The 22,678-nt window shown below is 75.9% G+C and carries 25 protein-coding genes and 1 pseudogene; 10 read left to right on the top strand and 16 right to left on the bottom strand.

Translation table 11 applies throughout. The features are described from left to right. Nucleotides 1–141, top strand: a pseudogene (locus tag BMY40_RS27540) (trypsin-like serine protease); the annotation flags it as partial. Nucleotides 142–231: 90 nt separating this feature from the next. Here the strand turns inward: BMY40_RS27540 and BMY40_RS15745 are convergent. Further along, nucleotides 232–540: a 4a-hydroxytetrahydrobiopterin dehydratase gene (locus tag BMY40_RS15745; protein ID WP_093659973.1), complete on the bottom strand. Its 309-nt coding sequence runs from the start codon at nt 538–540 to the stop codon at nt 232–234. A gap of 52 nt (nt 541–592) precedes the next feature. Here BMY40_RS15745 and BMY40_RS15750 point away from each other — a divergent pair, with 52 nt between their 5' ends. Continuing rightward, nucleotides 593–1,438 (top strand): helix-turn-helix domain-containing protein, encoded by an 846-nt coding sequence (locus BMY40_RS15750; protein WP_093659975.1) that lies wholly within the window; start codon nt 593–595, stop codon nt 1,436–1,438. Nucleotides 1,439–1,507: 69 nt separating this feature from the next. Here BMY40_RS15750 and BMY40_RS15755 read toward each other — a convergent pair whose 3' ends face one another. Further along, nucleotides 1,508–1,951 carry a hypothetical protein gene (locus BMY40_RS15755; RefSeq protein WP_093659977.1) on the bottom strand — a complete coding sequence of 148 codons (444 nt, stop codon included), beginning with the start codon at nt 1,949–1,951 and terminating at the stop codon, nt 1,508–1,510. 252 nt (nt 1,952–2,203) lie between these two features. Further along, complete coding sequence (locus BMY40_RS15760) at nt 2,204–4,282, bottom strand: phage holin family protein (RefSeq protein ID WP_245770138.1); 2,079 nt, start codon at nt 4,280–4,282, stop codon at nt 2,204–2,206. A 249-nt stretch (nt 4,283–4,531) separates the two neighbouring features. Between BMY40_RS15760 and BMY40_RS15765 the strand changes: the two genes are divergently transcribed. Together BMY40_RS15765 and BMY40_RS15770 are read left to right on the top strand one after the other, a co-directional pair. Then, complete coding sequence (locus tag BMY40_RS15765; protein ID WP_093660316.1) at nt 4,532–5,308, top strand: MBL fold metallo-hydrolase; 777 nt, start codon at nt 4,532–4,534, stop codon at nt 5,306–5,308. Continuing rightward, nucleotides 5,308–5,940: a DedA family protein gene (locus BMY40_RS15770; protein WP_093659979.1), complete on the top strand. Its 633-nt coding sequence runs from the start codon at nt 5,308–5,310 to the stop codon at nt 5,938–5,940. Before BMY40_RS15765 ends, BMY40_RS15770 begins: the two co-directional genes overlap by 1 nt. Nucleotides 5,941–5,977: 37 nt before the next feature. Here the strand turns inward: BMY40_RS15770 and BMY40_RS15775 are convergent, their stop codons facing one another. From BMY40_RS15775 to BMY40_RS15785, 3 genes are all read right to left on the bottom strand, one after another. After that, nucleotides 5,978–7,033 carry an MBL fold metallo-hydrolase gene (locus BMY40_RS15775; protein ID WP_093659981.1) on the bottom strand — a complete coding sequence of 352 codons (1,056 nt, stop codon included), beginning with the start codon at nt 7,031–7,033 and terminating at the stop codon, nt 5,978–5,980. Next, complete coding sequence (locus BMY40_RS15780) at nt 7,030–8,442, bottom strand: PLP-dependent aminotransferase family protein (RefSeq protein WP_245770125.1); 1,413 nt, start codon at nt 8,440–8,442, stop codon at nt 7,030–7,032. Before BMY40_RS15780 ends, BMY40_RS15775 begins: the two co-directional genes overlap by 4 nt. 107 nt (nt 8,443–8,549) lie before the next feature. Then, complete coding sequence (locus tag BMY40_RS15785; RefSeq protein ID WP_245770126.1) at nt 8,550–9,305, bottom strand: GAF and ANTAR domain-containing protein; 756 nt, start codon at nt 9,303–9,305, stop codon at nt 8,550–8,552. A 255-nt stretch (nt 9,306–9,560) separates the two neighbouring features. Between BMY40_RS15785 and BMY40_RS15790 the strand changes: the two genes are divergently transcribed. Next, on the top strand, nt 9,561–10,721 hold the full coding sequence (locus tag BMY40_RS15790; protein ID WP_093659985.1) for a PAS domain-containing protein: 1,161 nt from the start codon (nt 9,561–9,563) through the stop codon (nt 10,719–10,721). A gap of 132 nt (nt 10,722–10,853) precedes the next feature. Here the strand turns inward: BMY40_RS15790 and BMY40_RS15795 are convergent, their stop codons facing one another. Next, nucleotides 10,854–11,723 (bottom strand): SigB/SigF/SigG family RNA polymerase sigma factor, encoded by an 870-nt coding sequence (locus BMY40_RS15795; protein WP_093659987.1) that lies wholly within the window; start codon nt 11,721–11,723, stop codon nt 10,854–10,856. Between the two features lie 237 nt (nt 11,724–11,960). Between BMY40_RS15795 and BMY40_RS15800 the strand changes: the two genes are divergently transcribed. Next, the gene (locus BMY40_RS15800; RefSeq protein ID WP_093659989.1) at nt 11,961–12,932 is read left to right on the top strand and encodes a TIGR03557 family F420-dependent LLM class oxidoreductase; all 972 of its coding nucleotides are present in this window, start codon (nt 11,961–11,963) and stop codon (nt 12,930–12,932) included. A gap of 151 nt (nt 12,933–13,083) precedes the next feature. On the opposite strand, the gene BMY40_RS15805 is transcribed toward BMY40_RS15800, so the two are convergent. The 3 genes from BMY40_RS15805 to BMY40_RS15815 form a co-directional block, all read right to left on the bottom strand. Next, nucleotides 13,084–13,602, bottom strand: a complete 519-nt coding sequence (locus BMY40_RS15805) for a ribonuclease FAU-1 family protein (RefSeq protein ID WP_093659991.1) — start codon at nt 13,600–13,602, stop codon at nt 13,084–13,086. A gap of 75 nt (nt 13,603–13,677) precedes the next feature. Further along, complete coding sequence (locus BMY40_RS15810; protein WP_093659993.1) at nt 13,678–13,929, bottom strand: hypothetical protein; 252 nt, start codon at nt 13,927–13,929, stop codon at nt 13,678–13,680. Between the two features lie 303 nt (nt 13,930–14,232). After that, nucleotides 14,233–14,496, bottom strand: coding sequence for a DUF6158 family protein (locus tag BMY40_RS15815; protein ID WP_093659995.1), 264 nt, complete (start codon nt 14,494–14,496; stop codon nt 14,233–14,235). A gap of 216 nt (nt 14,497–14,712) precedes the next feature. On the opposite strand from BMY40_RS15815, the gene BMY40_RS15820 reads away from it, so the two are divergent. The 3 genes from BMY40_RS15820 (at nt 14,713) to BMY40_RS15830 (ending at nt 17,257) form a co-directional block, all read left to right on the top strand. Beyond that, on the top strand, nt 14,713–15,912 hold the full coding sequence (locus tag BMY40_RS15820; RefSeq protein WP_093659997.1) for a baeRF2 domain-containing protein: 1,200 nt from the start codon (nt 14,713–14,715) through the stop codon (nt 15,910–15,912). A gap of 92 nt (nt 15,913–16,004) precedes the next feature. Then, nucleotides 16,005–16,814 (top strand): methyltransferase domain-containing protein, encoded by an 810-nt coding sequence (locus BMY40_RS15825; protein WP_093659999.1) that lies wholly within the window; start codon nt 16,005–16,007, stop codon nt 16,812–16,814. Between the two features lie 98 nt (nt 16,815–16,912). Then, nucleotides 16,913–17,257 (top strand): VOC family protein, encoded by a 345-nt coding sequence (locus tag BMY40_RS15830; protein WP_093660001.1) that lies wholly within the window; start codon nt 16,913–16,915, stop codon nt 17,255–17,257. A gap of 135 nt (nt 17,258–17,392) precedes the next feature. Here BMY40_RS15830 and BMY40_RS15835 read toward each other — a convergent pair whose 3' ends face one another. The 6 genes from BMY40_RS15835 to BMY40_RS15860 all read right to left on the bottom strand — a co-directional run bounded on the left by BMY40_RS15835 (nt 17,393) and on the right by BMY40_RS15860 (nt 21,597). Then, nucleotides 17,393–18,316 (bottom strand): NADP-dependent oxidoreductase, encoded by a 924-nt coding sequence (locus tag BMY40_RS15835; protein ID WP_093660003.1) that lies wholly within the window; start codon nt 18,314–18,316, stop codon nt 17,393–17,395. Nucleotides 18,317–18,398: 82 nt separating this feature from the next. After that, nucleotides 18,399–18,629 (bottom strand): DUF1049 domain-containing protein, encoded by a 231-nt coding sequence (locus BMY40_RS15840; protein WP_093660005.1) that lies wholly within the window; start codon nt 18,627–18,629, stop codon nt 18,399–18,401. 47 nt (nt 18,630–18,676) lie between these two features. After that, nucleotides 18,677–19,321 (bottom strand): 4'-phosphopantetheinyl transferase family protein, encoded by a 645-nt coding sequence (locus BMY40_RS15845; RefSeq protein WP_245770127.1) that lies wholly within the window; start codon nt 19,319–19,321, stop codon nt 18,677–18,679. A gap of 28 nt (nt 19,322–19,349) precedes the next feature. Beyond that, a complete protein-coding gene (locus tag BMY40_RS15850; protein ID WP_093660007.1) occupies nt 19,350–20,057 on the bottom strand; it encodes a class I SAM-dependent methyltransferase in 708 nt (235 codons plus the stop codon). Between the two features lie 43 nt (nt 20,058–20,100). After that, nucleotides 20,101–20,661, bottom strand: a complete 561-nt coding sequence (locus BMY40_RS15855; protein ID WP_425443119.1) for a DUF6624 domain-containing protein — start codon at nt 20,659–20,661, stop codon at nt 20,101–20,103. Between the two features lie 177 nt (nt 20,662–20,838). Continuing rightward, nucleotides 20,839–21,597: an SDR family NAD(P)-dependent oxidoreductase gene (locus tag BMY40_RS15860; RefSeq protein WP_093660009.1), complete on the bottom strand. Its 759-nt coding sequence runs from the start codon at nt 21,595–21,597 to the stop codon at nt 20,839–20,841. A gap of 134 nt (nt 21,598–21,731) precedes the next feature. Here BMY40_RS15860 and BMY40_RS15865 point away from each other — a divergent pair, with 134 nt between their 5' ends. After that, complete coding sequence (locus tag BMY40_RS15865) at nt 21,732–22,676, top strand: aminoglycoside phosphotransferase family protein (RefSeq protein WP_093660324.1); 945 nt, start codon at nt 21,732–21,734, stop codon at nt 22,674–22,676. The last annotated feature ends 2 nt before the right edge of the window (nt 22,677–22,678 follow it).

A 22,678-nucleotide genomic window follows, 5' to 3' on the forward strand; every position in this document is an offset into this window, starting at 1 on the left:
CCCGGCGACTCCGGCGGCTCCTACATCTCCGGCAACCAGGCCCAGGGCGTCACCTCCGGCGGCTCCGGCAACTGCCGCACCGGCGGCACCACCTACCACCAGCCGGTCAACGAGATCCTGTCGGCCTACGGCCTCACCCTCAAGCGGTAACCCTCCGCCGCGAACGAACAGGCGGAGCCGCCGCCCGGCCGACCGGGCGGCGGCTCCCGCCGTACACGTACGGGCCGCGGGCTACGGGCGCGCGCCGTGCGACGGGGCGATCTCCTCGATCCGCCGCGCCAGGCGCACGTCCAGCTCCGTCACCCTCCCGCCCACACTGTGGGTGTTCACCGACACCCCCACCGCGTCATAGCCCAGCAGCAGATCCGCGTGGTGGTTCATCTCCTCCTGGATCTGCGCGACATGGAGCACCATCGCCGCGGCCGGGAAGTGCCCGGCGAAGGAGTACGTCCTCCTCAGCCGGTCCTCCTCGAACTCCCAGCCGGGCAGCTCCGCCAGCGCGGCGTCGATCTCCTGCGAGGTCAGCGGTCGGGGCGCCATGGCACGAATATCTCACTTCCCGTGGACGACCCTCCCAGCCTAGGGTCGCGGCATGGGATCCACTGCGGCCGACACGAGCACGGGGACGAACAGATCGGCGAACGGGGTGGGGCCCCTGCTGCGGCACTGGCGGGAGCGCGCCGGGCTCAGCCAGCTCGAACTGGCCCTGCGCGCCGACTCATCCGCCAGGCACATCAGCTTCGTCGAGACCGGACGCACCCGGCCCAGCCCCGAGATGGTGCTCCGGCTGGCCGAGCACCTCGGCGTCCCCGTGCGCGAGCGCAACGCGCTGCTGCTGGCCGCCGGACACGCCCCGCACTACCCCGAGACCCCCGTGGACGACCCCTCGCTGGCCGCCCTGCGCGAAGGCCTGGAGCGGATGCTGACGGCGTACGAGCCCTTCCCCGCCCTGGTGGTCGACGGCCGGTACGAGGTGGTGGCCGCCAACCGCGGTGTCGCCGCCCTGCTGGAGGGCGTGGCCGGACACCTCCTGCGCCCCCCGCTGAACGCCATGCGCCTGACCCTCCACCCCGAAGGCCTGGCCCCTCGCATCCGTAACCTCCCCCAGTGGCGCGGGCATCTGCTGGAGCAGATGCGGCGGCAGCTCGCACCGCTGCGGTCGGCGCCGCTGCGCGAGCTGTACGAGGAGGTCGCCGCCTATCCGCTGCCCGGGACGGGCACCGGGGGCACCGAAGGGCGCGGCGCCGAGGGCCCCTGCGCCCCGGGCCCCTTCGCCCTGCCGCTGGTGATCGGGCACCGGGGGCACGTCCTGTCGTTCTTCTCCACCATCACCACCTTCAACACGCCCATGGACGTGACCGTCTCCGAGCTGGCGATGGAGACCTTCGTCCCGGCCGACCCGGAGACGGCGGCCCTGCTGCCGGAGCTGCTCGGCTAGCCGTCCGGTCCGGGGGCCCGCAGGTCCGGTCGGGGCGGGTCGGCGCCGACCCGCCCCGACCGGTGCCGGTCATGACCGGCCGGGGCCGCGGAGCACCGCGCGGAGCGCCAGGTGCTGGGCCACCGCCAGGGCGGCGACCACCGCGGCCTGCAGCGGGATCCACACCCACCCCGCGGCGGACGGCTCCAGCACGCCGAGCACGAGGACGGCGGCGCCGGCCAGCGCCCACAGCAGGTTCCCCTCCACCACCACCCGCACCCAGGGCGCGGGCGGAACGGGGCGGCTCGCCAGGAGGCCGACCCCCGCGCCGTACAGCAGCAGGAATGCGCCGGTGCCCAGCAGCAGGCCGTCGTCCACTCCCAGCAGCCGTCCGAGGAGACCGGACAGAGCCAGGTAGGCGACGGCGTTGGTGGCGGTGACCGCCGCGTCCAGGGCGAGGAGCCGGCGCAGCAGGGGCAGCGCGGAGCGGGCGGGGCGGGTGGTGCCGAAGGTCTCGGGCGAGGTGGCGGACATGGCGGATCGACCTCCGTCGTCTCGGGGGGGGCGGTGCGGAACGCTCCGGCCGTACGCACGGGCCGGAGGCCGGGTTCCGGCCGGAGTGCGCCGGCCGGAACCCGGTGCCCCCACCCTGCCGCCGGCCCGCCCGGGTAATCGCGGATGCGGCTCCGCCTGGCCGGCCCTCCTCCCGCCGTGGCGCATTGGAAGTCGCTTGGCACATTTTTTCTCGGAAACGGCGGACTCGGCCGGACGACCGGGCCTGACGGGTCAGCGCAGGTGCGCGCGGGCCGGGACGAAGGGTGTGGTCACCGCCTGGGCGGCCTCCGCCTCGCGCAGCCAGCCGCGCAGCACCCGGTGGATCTGCTCGGCGCCGACCGGTTCGCCGTCCGCGTCCGGCGGGGACAGCAGGCGCGGGTAGAGCAGGAACGCCCGGGACTGCTCGCCTCCCAGGCCGCCGTGGGAACCGATCTGCTCCTCGAAGGCGTGGACGGCGCCGGTGGCCCGGTCGAGGGCCGAGTTGACCATGATGTCGGCGGCGTGCGGGAAGCGCGCGGTGCGCCGTACGAGTGCGGCGGCCCGCGGCCCGTAGGGCTCCAGGGGGTCGGCCCGGACGATCTCGCCGGTGTCCAGGCGGTGTTCGCTGTCGCCGGGGCCGAGCACCACCGGCCCGTGGCGCTCGGTGTCCACCAGCAGGAAGCCGATGCCGGGGTGGTTGGCGAGGGTGCGCAGCAGGGCGGGGTGGCGGCGGTCGATCTCCTCGCGGGTGGCCCTCCCGGGGATGCTCGGGAAGGAGATCAGCCCGAGGTTGCCCGAGCCGAGCACCACCGGGTCGGAGGTGGGGGCGGGCCAGTGCGGCTCGGCGCCGTGCCCGTCCTCGGGCCGGTGCAGGGCGGCGCGTGCGGCGGCGCGGGCCTCGGCGCCGCTGGCCGAGCGCCTGGCCCGCCGGGAGACCGGCAGCCCGCAGCCGGCGCGGACCAGGTCCTCCAGGGTCAGCCCGTAGTGGGAGGCGAAGGTCTCCCCCGGGCTCTGCCCGTGGTCGGACAGGAGCACCAGGCGGTAGGGCCGGGGGGCCTGGGCGGCGACCTTGGCGATCAGGCCGACGGACCGGTCCAGCCGCCGCAGCACCTGGTGGGTGTCGCGGCCGCGCGGCCCGGAGTGGTGGGCCACCTCGTCGTAGGCGACGAGGTCGGCGTAGACGGCGGTGCGCCCGTTGAGGATGTCGCCGAGGACGGAGGCGACCACCACGTCCCGCTGGACGACGGTGGCGAAGGCCCGGATGAACGGGTAGAGCCCGCCGCGCGGCACCCGCGGGCTGTCCCCGCGCAGCCTGGCGCGGGTGGACTGGGCGATCTCGCGGACCACCTCGGCGACGAAGGAGGCGGCCGTGCGGGTGGCGTTGGCCGGGTCGGAGAAGTACGCGAAGTACCCGGCGCGCGACCGGTTGTGCCGGCCGCGCCGGGCGGAGACGGAGAGCACCAGGGCGGCCTGGGCGGCTCCGCCGCTGAAGAGGTTGCCGCGGCTGGCGCCGTCGTGGGCGAGCAGTCCGGGCTCGCCGCTGTGTTCGGCGGCGCGGCGCTGGAGCCGGGCGGCGCTGGAGGGCCGGTTGCTGGTCACCACCTCGCCGGTCTCCTTCTCGTACCAGCGGAAGGCGGGCACGTCCTCGTTGGAGCCGTGCAGGATGCCGAGCTGGCTGGCGCCGGTCTGGCTGGACCAGTCGGTGTGCCAGGGGACGAGGCGGTGGGTGTCGCGGAGCATGGCGGCGATGCCCGGCATCAGCGGTTCGCCGCCGGCCGGGGCGGTGGTCGCGTCGCGCAGTACGTCATAGCCGATCCCGTCGAGCTGCAGGAAGACGGTGCCGGGGGTGGCCGGTATCAGCCTGCGTCCCGAGCGGCGCCAGCGGCGGTCGGCGAGCCGGGCCAGGCGCCGCCGGTAGGCCCGGTCGTCGCGGACGGCCAGGAAGGTGTTGGCCGCCGAGGAGGCGGCGGACATCGCGGCGGCGACGACCACGGCGGTCTGCGGGTCGGTCTCGCCCCGGTAGTCGGGCAGGAGGGCGAGCGCCAGCAGCAGCAGCGAGCCGTTGAGGAAGAACACCAGCAGGCCCAGCACCAGTGCGGGCACCAGCAGCAGGGCTCTGACCAGCAGGGGCCACACCAGGGCGCTGAGCAGGCCGAAGGCGCCGGCTCCGAGGGCGGCGGTGACCCCGATGCTGGTGGCGCTGTCGCCGTCGGCGGACTGGAGCCGGAAGTCGGGGAGCACGCCGGCCAGCACCAGCATGGTGAGGGTGCTCACCGCCCACACCACCAGGACGCGCAGCACCGCGCCGCCCGCCCTGCGCCAGGCCGCCATCCGCACGCCGTCCGCCTTTCCTCCTCCGGGGCCCGGGGCCGGCCCCCGCCGTCCGCCTTCTCCGCGCCGGGCACGTCCATGCGTCCGCGCGCCGGAAACCGCCGCACCCGGCCCGGCACGTCCCACTTTTCCACAGTGGCTCCCCCGGCCGGGGGCGTGCCCGGTCTCTGGCGGAGGCTCCCGGAAGCACGGGGGCGGGATGAGAGGATCGGTACGGGGGAAGGGGCGAGCGGACGGAAGGAGGGGCCGGTGCCTGCGGAGATCACCTGGTGGGGCCATGCCACGGCGACGGTGCGCGACTGCGGGGTGACGGTGCTCACCGACCCGGTGTTCGTCCGGCGGCTGGCCCATCTGCGCAGGCGGCGCGGGCAGCCGCCGCCGGAGTCGGCGGCGCGGGTGGATCTGGTGGTGGTCTCCCACCTGCACGCCGACCATCTGCACCTGCCCTCCCTCGCACGCCTGGCGCCCGGCACCCGTGTGGTGGTGCCGCGCGGCGCGCTCGCCTCGGTGGCGGGGTTGCGGCGGCTGGCGGGGCGGCTGCGGATCGAGGAGGTGGACGTGGGCGAGCGTGTGCGGGCCGGAGACGTGACCGTCCGCGCGGTGCCCGCGGAGCACGACGGGCGGCGGCTGCCCTACGGGCCGCACCTGGCGCCCGCCCTGGGCTATGTGGTCGAGGGGGAGTCCAGGACGTACTTCGCCGGGGACACCGGGCTGTTCGACTCCATGGCGGAGGAGGTCGGCGCGGTCGACGCGGCGCTGCTGCCGGTGGGCGGCTGGGGGCCGAAGCTGGGCGACGGGCACATGAACGCGCGCCGGGCCGCCGAGGCGCTGGCCCGGCTGGGTGCGCCGCTGGCGGTGCCGGTGCACTACGGGACGTACTGGCCGATCGGTCTGGACGCGGTCCGGCCGCACGAGTTCCACTCCCCCGGCGACGAGTTCGCGCGGCTGGCGGCGCGCTCGGCCCCCGCCGCGGCGGTGCACCCGCTGGGGCACGGCGAGAGCGTACGGCTGGAGGCGGCGGGGTGATGGAGGCGCTGCTCGGCGCGGTGCGGGAGATACCGGCGCAGGTGGCGCCCGGCGCGGTGGGCTACCCGTCGCTGTTCCTGCTGGTGGCGTTCGGCGCGCTGGTGCCGGTGGTGCCGACGGGGGCGCTGGTCAGCGCGGCGTCGGCGGTGGCGTTCCACCGCAGTCCTCCGGCCCTTCCGCTGCTGCTGGTGTTCGCCGTCGCGGCGCTGGCCGCGTTCCTGGGCGATCTGCTGCTGTACTGGCTCGGGCAGCGCGGCGGCCGTTCCAGGAGCGGGTCGCGCTGGCTGGAGCGGATGCGCGAGCGGGCCGAGCCGGACCGGCTGGAGACCGCGCGGCGGAAGCTGGACGAGCACGGCGTGACGGTGCTGGTCGTCTCCCGGCTGGTGCCGGCCGGGCGGATCCCGGTGATGGTGGCCTGCCTGCTGTCGCGGGTGCCGGTGCGGCGGTTCGTGCGCGGTGCCGCACCGGCCTGCCTGGTGTGGACGGCGACCTACCAGATGATCGGGATCCTGGGCGGTTCGCTGTTCCCCGAGCCGTGGCAGGGCGTGGCCGCGGCGGTCGGCCTGACGCTGATGGTCGGCGCGGTGCCCTCGGCGTGGCGGCGGCTGCGCCCGGTGCAGGTACCGCGGTAGGGCACGGGGGCCGGTGCGGGGGCCGGGGCCGGTCCGGTCAGTCCAGGATCCTGGAGGCCCCGACCGGCATGTCCCACAGGTCCTCGCGCGGGCGGCCCGCCGCGGCCCACGCGGCCCGTACCCGGCTCAGCGGCTCCAGCGGGGGCTCGGCCGAGAGCAGGAAGGTGGCCCAGTGCATGGGGGCCATACGGCGGGCACCGAGGTCCAGGCAGGCCTGTACGGCCTCCTCCGGGTCGGTGTGCACCGCGCGGAGCATCCGGCGCGGCGCGTAGGCGCCGATCGGCAGCAGGGCGAGGTCGATGCCGGGGTAGCGGTGGCCGATCTCGCCGAACCAGTGGCCGTACCCGGTGTCGCCGGCGAAGTGGATCCGCTGCCCGTGGCGGTCGGTGAGCACCCAGCCGCCCCACAGCGAGCGGCAGGTGTCGGTGAGGGTGCGCCGGGACCAGTGGTGGGCGGGGACGAAGTCGAAGCGGACGGTTCCGCCGCCCGGCGAGGGCAGTTCGGCCGCCTCCCACCAGTCCAGTTCGGTGACGCAGGTGAAGCGGCGCCTGCGGCACCAGGCGCCGAGCCCGGCGGGTACGAACAGCGGGGTGTCGCGCGGCAGGCGCCTGAGGGTGGGGGCGTCGAGGTGGTCGTAGTGGTTGTGGGAGATCACCACGGCGTCGACGCGCGGCAGGTCCTCCCAGGGGACTCCGACCGGGGTGACCCGCGCCGGGGTGCCCAGGATCCGGCGGGACCAGACGGGGTCGGTCAGTACGGTGAGGCCGCCGATGCGCACCACCCAGCTGGCGTGCCCGGCCCAGGTGACGGCGGCGGTGTCGGCGTCGACGGGCGGCAGGGGGGCCGGTTCGCAGGGCAGCAGGGGGATCTCGTTCAGCGTCGCGGGATCGGGGCGCGTGCTGCCCTCCCTGGCTATGCGGGACAGGGAGCGCAGGCCGGGCAGGGGTTCGGTGAGCCGGTCGGCGAAGGTGCCCGGCCAGGTGCGCCGCTCGCCCAGGGGGCGGGGCGCGGGCAGGACGGGGGGCCGCCGGGGGGAGCCGGCGGCGGGGGCGTCGAGGACGGCCTGGGCGGGCTTCTCCGTCTGTTCGGTCATGCGGGGCTCCCATCTGCGTCCGGGGACTTCACGGGGTGAGGAGCCGCCGGACCGCCGGCCGTCAGCTCCCGCAGGGCCGTCTCCAGCGACGCCCGCGCCCCCGCGGAGCCGTCGGCCGTCGTGCCGTCCGCCGACGCGTCGGTGGACGGCACGACGGTGGACGGCACGTCGGCGGACGGCACGTCGGTGGACAGCCGCACCCGCAGGGCGCGCGGGTCGTCGCCGAAGCGGTGGCCGCCCAGGGCGTACGGCCCCAGCCGCCGCACCAGTTCCGCCTCCAGCCGGAGGGCGTCCTCGATGCCGCGGGCGGCCAGCGCGGGGCGCAGCGCCTCGAAGTCGGGGTAGAGGTGGCGTCCGGCGTGCGGCGGCCGGCAGACCGCGCCGGCGGCGGTCAGGACCCGGTGGAGCGCGGCGGCGCGTGCGGCGTGGGCGCGGTTGCCGGCGGCGCGGTGCTCGCGCAGCGGCTCCGCCTCGCCCAGCGCCTCGGCGGCGGCGGTGGTGTCGCGGCCGCGGGGGCGTGCGCGCAGGGCGGTCAGGACGGCGCGGGTGCGCTCGCACAGCTCCCGCCCGCGCCCGGTGGCAGGCAGCCGGGCGACGCCCATGGCGGTGCCCGGCCGGAAGGCGTACTCCGGGTCGGCGCCGAGGTCGACGAGGACCACGACGCAGTCGTGGTCCCCGCCCTCGTCGGTGGCGCCGGGCGAGCGGCCGTACGCGCCCCGCACCCCGTGGGGGGCGTCGGCGCGGGCGCGGAGGGTGTGGGCGGCGTGGACGGTGTGGGCGTGGGTGCCGGCGCCGGTGTGACGGGCAGGCCGGTGCAGGATCTCGGCGGGGCTGACGATCACCGTGTCGTGGGGGTCGTGGGAGGTGTCGCGCCAGCTCTCGTCGCTGATGATCAGCAGGTCCTCCTGGACGGCCGCCTCGCACACCTCGTGCAGCAGCTCGGGCGGTGCGGCCGTCCCGGTCAGCCCGTCGGCCACGGACAGCAGCAGCGCCCGCGGGTCGCCGCCGGCCGCGCGGGCCCGGCCCACGGTCTCCAGCAGCGCGAAGGGGTCGGGCACCCCGCCGCACTCGGCCGGTACGGGTACGGGGTGCAGCGGCCGGCCCAGCAGCCGGGCCTGGTCGGCGTGCCAGGCCGGGCCCGGCCGGGGCAGCACCACTCCACCGCCGTCCTCCCTCCCTACGGTCTCGGGCTCGGGCCCGGCCGCGGCGAGCAGCGCCAGCAGGAGCAGGGGCGCGGTGGGGGCCACCACGACCTGTCCGGGCTCGGTGGGCAGGCCGCGCCGCCCCCAGTACCCGCAGGCCGCCTCGGCCACGGCGCCGTACGCGGCGGGGCCGTCCCCGGTGTCCCGGGCGCCGCGCGGGTCCGGTGCGGGCACGGCCGCCGGGCCGTCGGGTCGGGTCTGCTGCATCCGTGCCTCCGCCGTGTCCGGGGACGGCCCGCCGGCCGCCCCTGCCTGGTTCCGCTCCTGATTCCGCTCCCGGCCGTCGCTGCGCTCCGGCCCCGCCGCCGGGCGGGTCAGGGCCGCCGGGACCGCTCCCGGAATCGCCGGAGTTCCTGCTCCAGGCCGTGGCCCCGGGTGCGCACCAGGGCACCGGCCAGGTCGGAGAGCTTGCGGTTGGTGTGCTGCGAGATCCCGCGCAGCAGGGCGAACGCCTCCTCCGCGTCGCAGCCGAGCACGTACATCACGATTCCGCACGCCTGGTCGACGACGGGTCTGCTGCGCAGCGCGCCCCTGAGCTGTTCCGTCTCCACCAGCGCCGCACGGTGGCGGCGGTCGCGGGCCAGCCCGGTGGCGGCCAGGTCGCCCAGGAGTGCCGCCGGGCAGCGGACGGTCTCCTCCAGCGGGCGGGGCCGGAAGCCGTGGACGGTGACGGTGAGGGTGAGTCCGTCCCGGCGGTACGGCAGGGCGGCGCCGGAGCGCAGCCCCATCTCCAGCGCCCGGGCGCGGTAGCCGGGCCAGCGGTCGTCCAGCAGCAGGTCGTCGGAGCCGGCGGGGCGTCCGGTGCGCAGGGCCTGCGGCACGGGGCCGTCGCCGTCCTCCCACTGGACGGCGATGAGCGCGGACAGGTCCGGATGGGTGACGGCGGTGGTGCCCTCGGCCGGGTCGGAGCCGGTGTGGGCGGTGGCGGTGGCGCCGCAGCAGCCGGGGGTGGAGTGGACGACCTGCTCTGCCAGCCGGGCGAGGCTCCGGGCGGGCGAGGCGGCGTCGAGCTCCGGCTCCGGCCGGGTCGGAGCGGACTCGAACGGCATCGCATCGCATCGGTCCGGCATGGCGCTGTCCGGTCCTTTCCCTGTTCTCCGGCCGGTTCCGGCCGGTCCTCGAACGTCCGGTTCCGAGAGATCGGCTGCCCCGCACGACGACCGGGAAACGGCCGGCGCGACCGGCCGCCCCGGGCGGGCACGGGCCGCCCGGGATCACTCCCGCGCACCCTCTCCCACCACCATCATCCCAACAAAGAGTGATGAGTAATACTTTTTCCGTGCGACCGGCGAGACCTCCGGCTGCCCGCGGGTTACGTTGAGTACATGGCGCAGGCGGAGGAGTTCGGAACCGAGCTGGCGGACTTCCGCCGACGGGTGGAGGAACTGCGGTCGGCGCGTGCCCTGCCGGAGACCGACCGGCAGCCCGCCCTGGAGGCCGCCCTCCTGGAACTCCGGTACGCGGCCGAGGTGCTGTGGCCGCGCTGCGAGGAGCTGGCCGCCGAACGGGACCGCGGCGGCCGGGAGGAGCACCACGAACACCGGCTGCTGCGCACCCTCTTCCAGCGGCTGCCGGTGGCGGTGGCCCTGCTGGACCGGGACGCGGTGGTGCGGCGGTGCAACCCCGCCGCCGGGCAGCTGCTGGGAGTGCGTGCCGGGTACGCCACCGGGCGGGCGCTGACCGCTTCCCTGGCCCACGACTCCCGGGCGGCCTTCCGCTCCCAGGTGGCCGCCGTCGCCCGCGGCGAGGGCGACCGCGGCCTGACCGTCCGCCTGCCGGGCCATCAGCAGCGGGCCCGGCAGGGCGGCGGCACGCTGCGGGCCACCCTGACGGCGCTGCACCCCTCGCACGAGCCGGGCACGATCGTCCTCGCCGTCCTCCAGCCCGCCGGGCCCGGCGCCCAGGCGGGCGCGGGCCCCGCCGGGCCGCTCCCGGCCGCGGAGAGCCGGACGCCCCGCCCCGACCTGTCCGAGGCCGCCCGCGGCGCCGAACTGATGGACCTGCTGGACGAGACGACGACGGCGCTGCTCGCGGCGGACTCCCCCAAGGAGGTGCCGCAGCGGGTGGCGGAGGTGCTCTACGGCCGGTTCGCCGACTGGGTGGTCGTCGACGCCGCCGTACCCGGCGGCGCGCTGCGCCGGGCCGCCGTCCTGGCCCCGGCCGGACGGCTGCGCGACGCGGTCGCCGAGCAGGATCCGTCCTCCTGGCCGCCGGTGGTGGAGGCGGTGCGGCACGGCGGTACGTCGCTGCGGGTGCGTCCGGAGGATCCCGGGCTCCTGGGCCGGGACGCCGCCGGGACCCCCGTCCTGATACGGGCCGAGGTCGGCTCGCTGCTGTGCGTGCCGCTGTCCGACGGCGCGCAGGGCCCGGTGCTCGGCGCGCTGACGCTGCTGCGCACCGGTGGCCGCCGGACCTTCGGGCTGGCGGAGACCGGCGCCGTGGAGCGGATCGCACGGCACATCGCCCTGGCGCTGCGCGGTCTGTGAGGCGCTCCGCGAGCCGGCCACCGGACGCCGGGCGCGCCGGGCGCGCGTCCGCCGTACCCGCGCGGCTTGCGCGGGTACGGCGGACGCCGGAGGTGCGGAGGAGGGTTCTGCACCGGTCCGGCCGGCGGCGCGTCAGGCGGCCCGGGAGCCCGCGTAGGCGCGCTCGCGTTCGCGCTCCCTCTCCGGGGCGGCCTGCTCCCGCTCCAGATCCGCCTCGACCTCGGCGTGCAGGCGGTTGCAGGTGCGGCTGATCAGCCGGGAGACGTGCATCTGGGAGATGCCGAGCTGCTCGGCGATCCGGCTCTGGGTCATGTCGCAGAAGAAGCGCAGGTAGAGGATCTTGCGCTCGCGCTCGGGCAGGTTGCGCAGCCGGGGCTTGAGCGACTCGCGGTAGACGACGAGGTCGAAGCCGGGCTCGGCGCTGCCCAGGGTGTCCACCAGCGCGTAGCCGTCGTCGGCGCCGGGCAGCTCCGCGTCCAGGGAGAGGGTGCTGTAGCTCTCCAGGGCCTCGGAGCCGATGCGCACCTCCTCCTCCGTCAGGCCGCTGTGTTCCGCTATCTCCCTGACGCCGGGGGTGCGGCCGTCGAGGGAGTGGCTGAGCTGGCGGCTGGAGGCTCGTACGCGGTTGCGCAGCTCCTGCACCCGGCGAGGCACGTGCAGGCCCCACATGTGGTCGCGGAAGTGCCGCTTGATCTCGCCGACGATGGTCGGCACCGCGAAGCTCTCGAACGCGCTGCCGCGCGCCGGATCGTAGCGGGTGACCGCCTTCACCAGGCCGAGGGCGGCCACCTGCTCCAGGTCCTCCAGGGACTCGCCGCGGTTGCGGAAGTGCCGGGCGAGGCGCTCGGCCATCGGCATCCAGGCCCGCACGACCCGCTGCCGCAGCTCCTCTCGCTCCGGGCCGTCCGGAAGCTCGGCGATGCGCTGGAACTCGGCGGTGGTGTCAGGGGCGTCGTCGTGCGGGTGCCGCGCGTGCTTTGCTCGTGCTCGTACGGGGGTCATGTGCGGTCTCTCCCGAACTGTGGACTGTGGCTCTGTGGGGATTACCGCGGGACCGGGCACAGGGGGGACCGGGGCTGAAGCACCCGGGGCGGGGAATGTCACCGCTCCCGCGGATGTGCCTGCGGTCCGAAGCACGAGGGTTCGGATGCCCGGGGCCCACCCCTTCAAACGATGTTTTTCACACCGGCACCCGGTTACCCGGTGCCCGCACCGGCGCACCTGTGGAGGACCTCTTCGATGACCGAGTACGGCTACTTCCTGGCCTGCGAGGACCACGGACCGAACGAACTGGTGGAGCAGGCCCGAATGGCCGAGCAGGCGGGTTTCACCTCGCTGTGGATCTCCGACCACTACCACCCCTGGAACGGCGTCCAGGGGCACAGTCCGTTCGTGTGGTCCGTCATCGGCGCGATCTCCCGGGCCACCTCGCTGCCCGTCCAGACGGCGGTCACCTGCCCGACCGTGCGCCTCCACCCGGCGGTGGTCGCCCAGGCCGCCGCCACCAGCGCGGTGATGCTGGACGGCCGCTTCCGGCTGGGCGTGGGCACCGGCGAGGCGCTCAACGAGCACATCCTGGGCGACCGCTGGCCCCAGGCGTCGGTGCGGATGGAGATGCTGGAGGAGGCCATCGGCGTCATCCGGCGCCTGCTGACCGGCGAGGAGGTCAGCCACCACGGCAAGCACTACACCGTGGAGAACGCCCGGCTGTACGACGTGCCCGGCGAGCCGGTGCCGATCGACGTCTCCGGCTTCGGCCCGGCCGCCATCGAACTGGCCGGGCGGGTGGGCGACGGGTTCATCACCACCATGCCCGACGTGGAGGGCCTGGAGCGCTTCCGCCGCAGCGGCGGGGGCCGCGGCTCCGGGCAGGGCCCGGCCTTCGCGGGGACGAAGGTCTGCTACGGCACCGACCGCGACGAGGCCGTGCGCACCGTCCACCACCGCTGGCCCAACATGTTCCTGCCCGGCGAGCTGGGGCAGGTCCTGCCCACCCCCGCCCACTTCGAGCAGGCCTCGCAACTGGTGACCGAGGAGGTGGTGGCCGGCTCCGGACTGCCGTGCGGGGACGACCCCGACGAGCACGTACGCGCCCTGCGGGAGTTCGCCGACTCCGGGTTCGACGTGGTGCACGTCAACCAGATCGGCCCCGATCTGCGGGGCTTCTTCGACTTCTACCGGACCGACGTCCTGCCGCGGCTGAAGGACTGACCGGCCGCGGGCGGGGCCGGCCGCGACCACGGGGCGGGCCCATGGACGGGGGCGCGGAGAGGGTGCGGCTCTCCGCGCCCCCTTCGCCTGCCCGGGCCCGGACCGGGCCCCGGACGGAAGGCCGCTCCGGAAGCCCCTCCGAAGACCGGGGTCAGCCCAGCAGGGCGTCGAAACCGCCCTCGCGGACGAGCCGTTCGAGCTCGTCCAGCGCGCGGCGGGCCCTGCCGGCCGTCTCCGGGTCGCTCTCGGGCAGCCCGCTCTCGGCGAACTCGTCCTCGTCCAGGCGCAGCACGGCGGACCGGTCGGACGACACCCACAGGTCCAGCTCCAGGTCCCATGTGGTCAGCGTGGCCTCCGCGACGGCGGCGGGGCGGGTGACGTCGCAGTACCAGCCCTTGAGGGCGCCGTCCGGGCCGCGCACCTCCTTCACCGAGAACCAGCGGTCGCGCCAGTAGTGCTCGGTGAACACGTCGCCGCTCTCGAAGCGCACGAAGCCGAAGTCCCGCACCGGCGGGCCCGCCCAGGGCGCCCGCACGACGGCGTGGACGCCGTCGTCGCGCTCCACGGTCGCCGGGTAACGGACTTGCCGGCCCCGGGACTTGAGCAGGACGACGGTCACCGTGCCGCCCGGCGGCAGGGGGGGTCCGGGGTGGGGGCGCGGATCGCTCATGGGCCCACCCTCCCCGACGCGCGAACGGGGCGCACCCGGTTTTCGGGTGCGCCCCTCGTGTGGTTGCGCGGCGGGCTACCGCCCTTCGCCGGCCGCTCCCCCGCCGTCCGTCCCGTGCGCCTCCTCGTCCGCTTCCGGGCGGCTGCGGGGCCTGGTGCCGCCGACGGGCCCGGCGGGCGGGACCTTGGGCGGGGTCGCGGGCTGGTCCGGGGTCTCGCCGGGGATCAGGTCCGCGGCCGAGACGCGCTCCTCGCGCCCGCTGCCGCCGCGCGTACCGCGCTCGTCGCGCTCGTCTCGCTTGCCGTGCTCGTGCGCTTCGTCGCTCATGCGTTCCGCGTACCCGGGGGCGGCGGGCCCTAACAGCCTCGTCGGCGGCCACGGGTACCGCCCGGAAGAGGGCGGTACCCGGGTTCGGGAGCGGCTCCGGGCACGGTCCCTGACCTCCGTGCCCGGAGCCTTCTCACTCCCCCACAGGGCCGCTCGCTCGGCCGCGGTCCGGGTGCCCCCGCCCCCGGTGGGCAAACACCCGCTCACCCGGCCGTCACGGGGTCGCCACCATGCCGCCACCGCTCCACCGCCGTGCCGCCGCGCCACCACCGCCGCACCGGCCCGCTCCCGCCGGGGCGTTCCTCACTCGGTGCGCGCCCGGGCGCCCTCCCTCGTCCGGCCCGCCGAGACGGCCCGGTCGGGGTGGCGCCGCAGGTACTCGCCCTCCAGCTCGGCGGTGCGCCGGGTGTGCGCGGCGAGCGCGTCCGACGAGCCGTGCAGCAGGGTGTCGTGGCGGGTCCGGTGCAGGGACTCCAGTTCCTCGATCAGCGCGGTCTCGGACAGCTTCTCCGGGTCGACTCCCATGCCCATCGTTCGATCGCCTCCTTGGTCGGCGCTCTCCGTCATCGTCCTGTGTCTTTTGCACCGGTTCGGGTACCCGAAAACCGGCGATTCCAAGGAGGGAGCCAGTGACTCCGCTCCCCCGCCCGGAGGGGGAGCCTCCGACCCGAAGGCTGCGGTCCGGTCCGAACCGGTCCCTTGCGGGAGAAAAGGAAGTCACCACAAGCCAGGGAAGCGATTCCCCCACCGGCCGGAGCCGGTGGTCCCCTCGTTAGGAGACTGATGGAACTCGGATTCCTGAGCCCGATCTTCGACCGTCCCGGCCCCTGGGCCTCGGTCTACTTCGACACCTCGTGGACGACCGAGGACGCGGCCGCCCGCCACGAACTCGCCGCCCGCGAGGTCCACGATCTGCTCAAGAGCCAGGGGGCGGACGAGCGCACCCGCAAGGCGGTGTACGACGCCCTCCTGGCGCTGCCGCGCAGTTCGGCCTCGCCGGGGCGGGCGCTGTTCGCCACCGCGGGCGAGGTGGTGCTCGACCCGGCGCTGGCCCGGGCGCCCAGCGGCGGCCCGCACGCCACCTGGGGCCCGCTGCCGCACACCACGCCGCTGCTGGAGCTGATGGACACCGCCCCCACCTGCCTGCTGGCCCGCATCGACCGCACCGGTGCGGACCTGGAGCTGCTGGGTTCGTTCGGCAGGCGCGAGGCCGGCCAGATCCAGGGGGAGGACTGGCCGCTGCACCGCACCCCGAACGCCGACTGGTCCGAGCGGCGGTTCCAGAACTCGGTGGAGAACACCTGGGAGCACAACGCCGCCCTCATCGCCGAGAGTCTGAGGACGCGCCAGGCCGAGACGGGTGCGGAGGTGCTGGTCCTGGCCGGCGACACCCGCGAGTGCCACGCCGTGCACGACCGGCTGGCTCCGGAGTTCCGGGGTACGGCCGTCATCGCCGAGCACGGGGTGCGCGCCCCGGGCCGCAACGCGGCGGCCGGCGAGGAGAAGCTGGAGAAGGAGGTGGAGGCGGCCCGCGCCTCGTACGCGCACCGCCGCATCGCCGAGGCCATGGAGCGGTTCCAGGCCGGGCGGGTGCCGACCGACGACGGGAGGGTGGGCGCCGCCGAGGGGGTGCCCGCGCTGGTGGACGCCGCCCGCGAGCACCGCATCTCCGCCCTGCTGGTCCGCCCCGACGGGCCCGATCTGCACCGCGAGGTGTGGGTGGGCGACGAGCCCGACCAGGTGGCGGTGCGCCGCACCGACATGCAGTACCTGGGCGAGACCCGTCCCGTCAGCGCCCGCGCGGACGACGCGCTGCTGCGGTCGGCGGTGGCGACCGGCGCCGAGGTGATCTCCGTGGGGCCGCTCGCGGAGGAGCCCGGCACCCCCGAGGGGCTGCCGGTGGGCGGGCTCGGCGCGCTGCTGCGCTGGCCCTACGGCGGGCCTCCGGCGGAGGGCTCGACCGGCGGCTCGGCCCCGTCGTAGAGCACCGGGCGGCGGGCCCGCCCACACCGCCCCGGTTCCACATTCCGGAACGGTTCTGCTCGCATGGCAAGACGACGCGGTACGGTGCGCGCATGCCGAGACCGAACGTCGTGTACACCCACGGCCACCACGAGTCCGTCCTGCGCTCCCACCGGTGGCGCACCGCCGCCAACTCCGCCGCCTACCTCCTGCCCGCCCTGGCCCCGGGCCTGTCGGTGCTGGACGTGGGCTGCGGCCCGGGCACCGTCACCGCGGATCTGGCCGCCCTGGTCGCGCCCGGGGAGGTGGTGGGCGTGGACCGGGCCGAGGACGTACTGGCCGAGGCCCGGTCCACCGCCGCCGCCCGCGGCCTGGGAAACGTCCGCTTCGCGCGGGCGGACGTCCTCGCCCTGGACTTCCCCGACGACTCCTTCGACGTCGTCCACGCCCACCAGGTGCTCCAGCACGTCGGCGACCCGGTGGCGGCGCTGCGCGAGATGCGCCGGGTGTGCCGCCCGGGCGGAGTGGTCGCAGCCCGCGACGCCGACTACGCGTCGATGGCCTGGTACCCCCTGGTGCCCGGTCTGGACGACTGGCTCGGCCTGTACCGCCGGGTCGCCCGGGCGGGCGGCGGCGAGCCGGACGCGGGCCGCCGGCTGCTCTCCTGGGCCCGCGAGGCCGGCTTCACGGACGTCACCGCGGGCGCGGACGTCTGGTGCTTCGCCGCGGAGGCGGACCGCGCCTGGTGGAGCGGTCTGTGGGCGGAGCGCACCACCGGCTCCGCCTACGCCCGCCTCGCCGTCGAGGGCGGGCACACGGACCGGGCGGGGCTGGAGCGGATCGCCGCCGCCTGGCACGAGTGGGGCGGGCATCCCGGCGGATGGTTCTCGGTGCCGCACGGGGAGATCCTGTGCCGGGCCTGAGGCGGTCCTGACACGGACCCGGCGCGGCCCTGCGCCGGGACGGGATGCCCGGCGGGGCGCGCCTGACTCCGTACGCGCCCCCAACTAGGCTCCCCCGCATGGAGATTCTGGGTACTGCGCTGCGCGTGTGTGTCGACGACCTGGACGCGGCGGCGGGCGTGTACGAGCGGCTCACCGGTGCCGAGGCCATGCGGTTCGCGCAGGGCCCCGTCTCGGCGGCCGCGGTCGGCCCCTTCCTGCTGATGAGCGGCCCGCCCGGGCCGATGGAGGTCCTCAGCAAGGTCACCGCCACGCTGGCGGTGCGGGACGTGGAGGAGGCGGCGGCCGACCTCCGGGCCGTCGGCGCCGAGATCATCGCCGGCCCGCAGTCCACGCCCATCGGCCGGAACCTGGTGGCCCGCCACCCCGACGGCTCGGTCTTCGAGTACGTCGACCGCCGGTAGGCGGGCGGAGGGAAGAGCCCGCCGGTAGGCGGGCGGAGGGAAGAGCCCGCCGGTAGGCGGGCCGAGAGAGGCAGCCCGCCGGGGGCGGACGTGAGGGTGAGCCCGCCCCCGGCGGGCTCACCCCGGGAGGCCGCGTCAGGAGACGTCGATGACGACCTTCCCCCTGGTCCGCCCGGACTGGCTGAGCCGCCACGCCTCGGCGGTCTCGGCCAGCGGCACCGCACGGTCGACGCCGACCGTCAGCTTCCCGGCGTCGGCCAGGTCCGCCAGGGCGGCGAGGTCGGCCGGATCGGGCCTTACGAACAGGTAGTGGCCGCCCTTGGCCATCACCTCGGCGTCGACGATCGACAGCACCCGCGTGGAGTCCTTGAGCACCTGCTGCGACACGTCGATCGACTCGCCGCCGACGAAGTCGAAGGCCGCGTCCACACCGCCGGGCGCCAGCTCGCGCACCCGGTCGGCCAGCCCCTCGCCGTAGACGACCGGCTCGGCTCCCAGCTCCCGCAGGAAGTCGTGGTTGCGCTCGCTTGCCGTGCCGATGACCCGCGCACCCCACGCGGCCGCGATCTGCACCGCCAGCGAGCCGACGCCGCCGGCCGCGGCGTGGATCAGCACGGTGTCGCCCTCGCCCACGCCCAGCCGCTTCAGCGACTGGTACGCGGTGAGCCCGGCCAGCGGCAGCCCCGCCGCCTGCTGCCAGCTCAGCGCGGCGGGCTTGCGGGCCAGGGTGCGCACGGGCGCGGCGACCAGCTCGGCGTAGGTGCCGTTCTGCGCCCAGTCCTTGCGGACGTACCCGATCACCTCGTCGCCGGGGGCGAACTCCTTCGCGTCCGGGCCGGTCCGCTCCACCACGCCCGCCACGTCCCAGCCGGGCACCAGCGGGAAGTGGGCGTCGAGGACCGGGTCGAGGTAGCCCGCCCCGACCTTCCAGTCCACCGGGTTCACCCCGGCCGCCTTCACCCGTACCAGGATCGCGTCGGGCCCCACCTTGGGCTCGGGCAGGTCGGTGAGGGTCAGGTCGTCGGGTCCGCCGTACTCGTTCAAAACGATTGCCTTCATACCCCGCACAACTTCCCCGCCCGAGAAGATCATTCCCCCCGTCCGCCCGGCAGGCGCGCGAACGGCGGCACCGCGCCGTCCGCTATCTGCGCCGGACCAGGTACATCCCGGACAGCAGCCCGATCACACCGGGGATCAGCAGCGCCACCCACAGCGGCATGGTCACGATCGGGACCAGCAGCCTGACCTCGGTCCGCGCGGTGTTCTGGAAGACGAAGACCAGGGTGGCGGCCAGCAGCAGCAGTACCAGCACCTTGCCCGGGGTCAGAAAGCCGCGCGCGCCCCCGTCGCCCGTTCTCCTGTGTGTGCTCATGCCACCACCATGGGCGCGGTGGCCGCGGCCCGCCCGGCGGGCCGTCCCTACGGAGTGCTCTCCTCCCCCGTACGGGGGAGGGCGAGCGCCACGGCCGCCGCGTAGCCCTCGGGCGCGGCCACGTCCGTGAGCTCCCAGCCGGGGATCCCGGCAGGGGTCGCGAGGCTGCCGACGTAGGTGGTGCCCGGGTCCTCGCCCAGGCCGGCGCCGGTGCCCTTGAGGTACGCCTCCTTCCTCGTCCAGCAGCGGGCGAAGGCGGCCGGGCGGCCGGCCGGCGCCAGTCTGCCGATCTCGGCGCGCTCGCGCGGGTGGAGGGCGGAGACGGTCTCCGCGACGACAGCGGCCGTGGGGTACGCCTCCACGTCGGCGCCTACGGGAGCGCCGTCCAGGACGATCAGCACCACGTCGCCGGCGTGCGACAGCGAGAAGTGCACCGGGTTGCCGGGCACGGCCGGGCGGCCGTGCGGCCCGCCGCACAGCGGGCACGGCTCGCGGGTGAGGGGGACGGCGGCGGGGTCGGTGCCCAGGACCGCGGCCAGTTCCAGACGCAGGGCCGTGTGGGCGACCCGGTAGCGGTCACGGTCGGCCTCCCGGACGAACGCCGCGCAGCGGGCACGCTCCTCCTCGGACAGCACCGCCCCGTCGCGTACGCCGGCCGCGTGCTCGGACACGCGCAGTACGTGCAGCTTCAACCCGCCTCCTTGGGTGTCGCGCCGCCCGTCAGGGACGTCTGACGCAGGTGTAGGCGCCGAAGAGGCGCCTTTCGTACTCCGCCTCCACTATCTCGAACCCGGCGGCTTCCAGCATCGGTTCCAGCAGCCAGCGGAAGGTGCTGTACTCGGTGCGCAGGTGCTCGGCGTAGTCCCGGCGGGTGTAGCCGAGCGCGGGATCGCCGGCCGCGCCCGCCATCCACTCCTCCAGCACCTGCCCGGCCTCACCCGGCCGGAAGTCGAAGACGAGGTCGCGCAGGCGGAGCACACCGCCGGGCCGCAGTGCGCGGGCGATGCGGTCCAGCGCCAGTGCCTTGAAGAAGTCGGGCAGTTGGTGGAGGGCGTGCCGGGTGTGCACGGCGTCGGCGGGCGGCCCGGTGTGCTCGTAGGTGAGGAAGCCGGCCCGGACGCACTCCAGGTTCGCCGCCGCCTCCCGCCCGGCCCGCGCCCGCAGGTGGTCCAGCATCGCGGGCGAGACGTCCACGGCCACCACCCGGGTGAACTCACGGGCCGCGGCCAGCGCGAACCGCCCGGTCCCGGCGCCCAGATCGACCACGGTGGCGTCCCTCCCCACACCGTGGCGGCGCAGCGCGTCGATGTCCGGCGCCGGGTCGGGGTGCCCCTGCTTGCGGTCGAATCCGGCCACGAAGGCGGGGTCCAGATGCTCGGGACCGGCATGGGCGAGTTCGTCGATCATCCAGGGCTCGGTGGCGGTCATGGTCCGATCGTGGCATGCGGCGCGTACGGTCCGCCCCGGGTTTTCAGCGCGGCCCGCCGGGCGCGTGGCGGGCGGTGTGCTCGGCGAAGGGCGCGATGCCCACCTCGGCGCGCAGGGCGTCCACCCGGGCGGGGTCGGGGTCGGCGCACGGCCAGGGGACGGGGGCGCCGTCGCGCACGCCCGCGATCTGGGTGCCGTAGATCTGCGGGCGGCCCTCGTTGACCAGGACGCGGTCGCGGAGGAAGGCGAGGTGGCGCGGGCTCGCCCCGCCGTCGGCCACGGCCCGCTCCAGCAGGCTCAGCGCGCGGCGCTGGAGGCCGAGTTGGCGGTCGGCGTGCTGGGCGACGAGCCAGGCGCCGGTGGCGGCCTCCTCGCCGGCGCCCGCCGCGGTCGGCCAGCCGTACTCGTCCAGGATCCGCTCCAGGCGGTCGCCGTGCTCGGCGGTCAGTCTGCGCCAGGCGAGCTGCTCGGCGAAGTCGTCGCTGAGCCCCAGGTGCGCCGAGCCCGTCTGCTCCCGCTTCATCGCGCGCAGTTCGGCCGCCACGTCCTCCGGGATGCCGCCGGGCGCCGCCGCCCTGTCCCCCACGTTCCCCATGTCCCCCATGTCCTCGCTCTCCTTCCGCCGGGCCGGGCAGGTCGGCCCCGCCGGTGCCAACGGTAGGCGCGGCGGACGGCGGGAGGATCGTCCCGGAGAACGGTGACAGAGGGGGGCCCGAACGGCGAGAACGGACACACGCCCCCGGCCCCCATCTGTCCCGGCCCCTGCCGTCCGCCGCCCGGTTCAGGCGGTGAGGCCGCCGTCCACGGCGATGGAGGCACCGGTGATGTACCGGCCCTGGGCGCCGGCCAGATGCGCCACCGTCGCCGCGATCTCCTCGGGCCGCCCGTAGCGGCCCAGTGCCGTCAGCCCGCTCTGGTACTCCGCGCCCGGCCCGTCGGCGGGGTTCATCCCGGTGTCGATCGGGCCCGGGTGAACGAGGTTGGCCGTGATGCCGCGCGGGCCGAGTTCACGGGCCAGCGCCTTGGTCAGGCCGGTCAGCGCGGCCTTGCCGGTGGCGTAGAGAGAGGCGCCGGGGAAGGCGACGCGCTCTGCCACGCAGCTTCCGATGGTGATCATCCGCCCGCCCTCCCCCATGTGGGCGAGGGCGGCCTGGCAGGCCAGGAAGGGGGCTCGGACGTTGACGTACAGCGTCCGGTCGACGTCCTCGGCCGCGATCTCGCCGATCGGCCCGAGGACGCCGATCCCGGCGTTGTTCACCAGGATGTCGAGCCGCCCGAACTCCGCCGCGGCCGCGTCGACGGCGGCGCGTACGGCCGCCGGGTCGGCGCTGTCGGCGCGCACCACCAGGGCGCGGCGGCCGAGTCCCTTGATCTTCTCGGCCACCTGCAGCGCGCTCTCCTCGGAGTCCCGGTGGGTCAGCGCCACGTCGGCGCCGTCCCGGGCGAGCCGGAGCGCCACGGCCTCGCCGATGCCGCGGCTGCCGCCTGTCACCAGCGCCGCCCTGCCGTACAGATCGTTCATGTCTGCTGTGCCGGTCATGCCGGCCGTCTCCGTCGTTTTCGTGGACATGGATCGATCCTGGCGCGGCGCGGCCCGGGGGTCCGGCGGCATTCGGACGTCGCGTTCGGCGGCGGGGCGGCGGTGGGGACGGCGGCCCGCCTATGCTCGCCCCCATGACGCCCGCCGACCCGGTGCCGCCCGGCCTGCCCGTGGTGAGGACCGTCTCCGGTTACCCGGGCGGGCCCGAGTGGCTGGGTCGACTGCCCGACCTGATCGGGGAGTTGGCCGAGCGGTGGGAGCTGGTGCCCGGCGAGCCGTTCGCCGGGGGCAGCGTCTCGTGGGTGGCGCCGGTGCGGCGCGCGGACGGCTCCGACGCGGTGCTCAAGGTGAGCTGGCCGCACCGGGAGGCGGCCGGGGAGGGCGAGGCCCTGCGGCTGTGGGACGGTCGGGGCGCGGTGCGGCTGTACGAGCACGACGCCGGGCGGTACGCGCTGCTGCTGGAGCGCTGCGCACCGGGCACCGAACTGGGCCGGGCCGCGGAACTGCCCGCCGAGGAGCGGCTGCTGGCCGGGGCGGAGGTGCTGCGCGAGCTGTGGAGCACGCCCGTTCCGCCGGACGCGGGGCTGGAGACGGTGGCGGAGGTGACCGCCGGGTGGGCGGACCTGGCCGAGGGGCGGATGGCGCGGCTGCGGCCCGCCGGCTTCGATCCGGCCCTGGTGGCGCTGGGGGTGCGGCTGCTGCGCGAGCTGCCGGGGACGGCCGCCCGCGAGGCGGTGGTGCACGGCGACCTCAACCCCGGCAACGTCCTGTCCGCCGGACGGCGGCCCTGGCTGGCCGTCGACGCCAAGCCGATGACCGGCGATCCGCTGTACGACCCCTGGCCGCTGGTCGAGCAGATCGGCTACGCCTTCGGGCAGCCCGTCCCGCGTGACGTGGTCGCCGCGCGGTGCTCGCTGGTGGCCGGCGCGCTCGGCGAGGACGCGGGACGGCTGACGGCGTGGGCGGCGGCGCGACGCGTGGAGTCGGCGCTGTGGGCCGTGGCCGAGGGCGGCGACCTGGAGGCGGGCAAGGCGATGATGGCCCAGGTGCGCACCCTGGCGGATCTGGCGGGGCTTTGAGC

The sequence above is a fragment of the Streptomyces radiopugnans genome (assembly GCF_900110735.1).
Classification (GTDB): Bacteria; Actinomycetota; Actinomycetes; order Streptomycetales; family Streptomycetaceae; genus Streptomyces; species Streptomyces radiopugnans.

Coding starts and splice junctions, on each gene's coding strand:
- BMY40_RS15745 (WP_093659973.1), bottom strand. CDS start 540: ATGGCGCCCCGACCGCTGACCTCGCAGGAGATCGACGCCGCGCTGGCG.
- BMY40_RS15750 (WP_093659975.1), top strand. CDS start 593: ATGGGATCCACTGCGGCCGACACGAGCACGGGGACGAACAGATCGGCG.
- BMY40_RS15755 (WP_093659977.1), bottom strand. CDS start 1,951: ATGTCCGCCACCTCGCCCGAGACCTTCGGCACCACCCGCCCCGCCCGC.
- BMY40_RS15760 (WP_245770138.1), bottom strand. CDS start 4,282: ATGGCGGCCTGGCGCAGGGCGGGCGGCGCGGTGCTGCGCGTCCTGGTG.
- BMY40_RS15770 (WP_093659979.1), top strand. CDS start 5,308: ATGGAGGCGCTGCTCGGCGCGGTGCGGGAGATACCGGCGCAGGTGGCG.
- BMY40_RS15775 (WP_093659981.1), bottom strand. CDS start 7,033: ATGACCGAACAGACGGAGAAGCCCGCCCAGGCCGTCCTCGACGCCCCC.
- BMY40_RS15780 (WP_245770125.1), bottom strand. CDS start 8,442: ATGCAGCAGACCCGACCCGACGGCCCGGCGGCCGTGCCCGCACCGGAC.
- BMY40_RS15785 (WP_245770126.1), bottom strand. CDS start 9,305: ATGCCGGACCGATGCGATGCGATGCCGTTCGAGTCCGCTCCGACCCGG.
- BMY40_RS15790 (WP_093659985.1), top strand. CDS start 9,561: ATGGCGCAGGCGGAGGAGTTCGGAACCGAGCTGGCGGACTTCCGCCGA.
- BMY40_RS15795 (WP_093659987.1), bottom strand. CDS start 11,723: ATGACCCCCGTACGAGCACGAGCAAAGCACGCGCGGCACCCGCACGAC.
- BMY40_RS15800 (WP_093659989.1), top strand. CDS start 11,961: ATGACCGAGTACGGCTACTTCCTGGCCTGCGAGGACCACGGACCGAAC.
- BMY40_RS15805 (WP_093659991.1), bottom strand. CDS start 13,602: ATGAGCGATCCGCGCCCCCACCCCGGACCCCCCCTGCCGCCGGGCGGC.
- BMY40_RS15810 (WP_093659993.1), bottom strand. CDS start 13,929: ATGAGCGACGAAGCGCACGAGCACGGCAAGCGAGACGAGCGCGACGAG.
- BMY40_RS15815 (WP_093659995.1), bottom strand. CDS start 14,496: ATGACGGAGAGCGCCGACCAAGGAGGCGATCGAACGATGGGCATGGGA.
- BMY40_RS15820 (WP_093659997.1), top strand. CDS start 14,713: ATGGAACTCGGATTCCTGAGCCCGATCTTCGACCGTCCCGGCCCCTGG.
- BMY40_RS15825 (WP_093659999.1), top strand. CDS start 16,005: ATGCCGAGACCGAACGTCGTGTACACCCACGGCCACCACGAGTCCGTC.
- BMY40_RS15830 (WP_093660001.1), top strand. CDS start 16,913: ATGGAGATTCTGGGTACTGCGCTGCGCGTGTGTGTCGACGACCTGGAC.
- BMY40_RS15835 (WP_093660003.1), bottom strand. CDS start 18,316: ATGAAGGCAATCGTTTTGAACGAGTACGGCGGACCCGACGACCTGACC.
- BMY40_RS15840 (WP_093660005.1), bottom strand. CDS start 18,629: ATGAGCACACACAGGAGAACGGGCGACGGGGGCGCGCGCGGCTTTCTG.
- BMY40_RS15850 (WP_093660007.1), bottom strand. CDS start 20,057: ATGACCGCCACCGAGCCCTGGATGATCGACGAACTCGCCCATGCCGGT.
- BMY40_RS15855 (WP_425443119.1), bottom strand. CDS start 20,661: ATGGGGGACATGGGGAACGTGGGGGACAGGGCGGCGGCGCCCGGCGGC.
- BMY40_RS15860 (WP_093660009.1), bottom strand. CDS start 21,597: ATGACCGGCACAGCAGACATGAACGATCTGTACGGCAGGGCGGCGCTG.
- BMY40_RS15865 (WP_093660324.1), top strand. CDS start 21,732: ATGACGCCCGCCGACCCGGTGCCGCCCGGCCTGCCCGTGGTGAGGACC.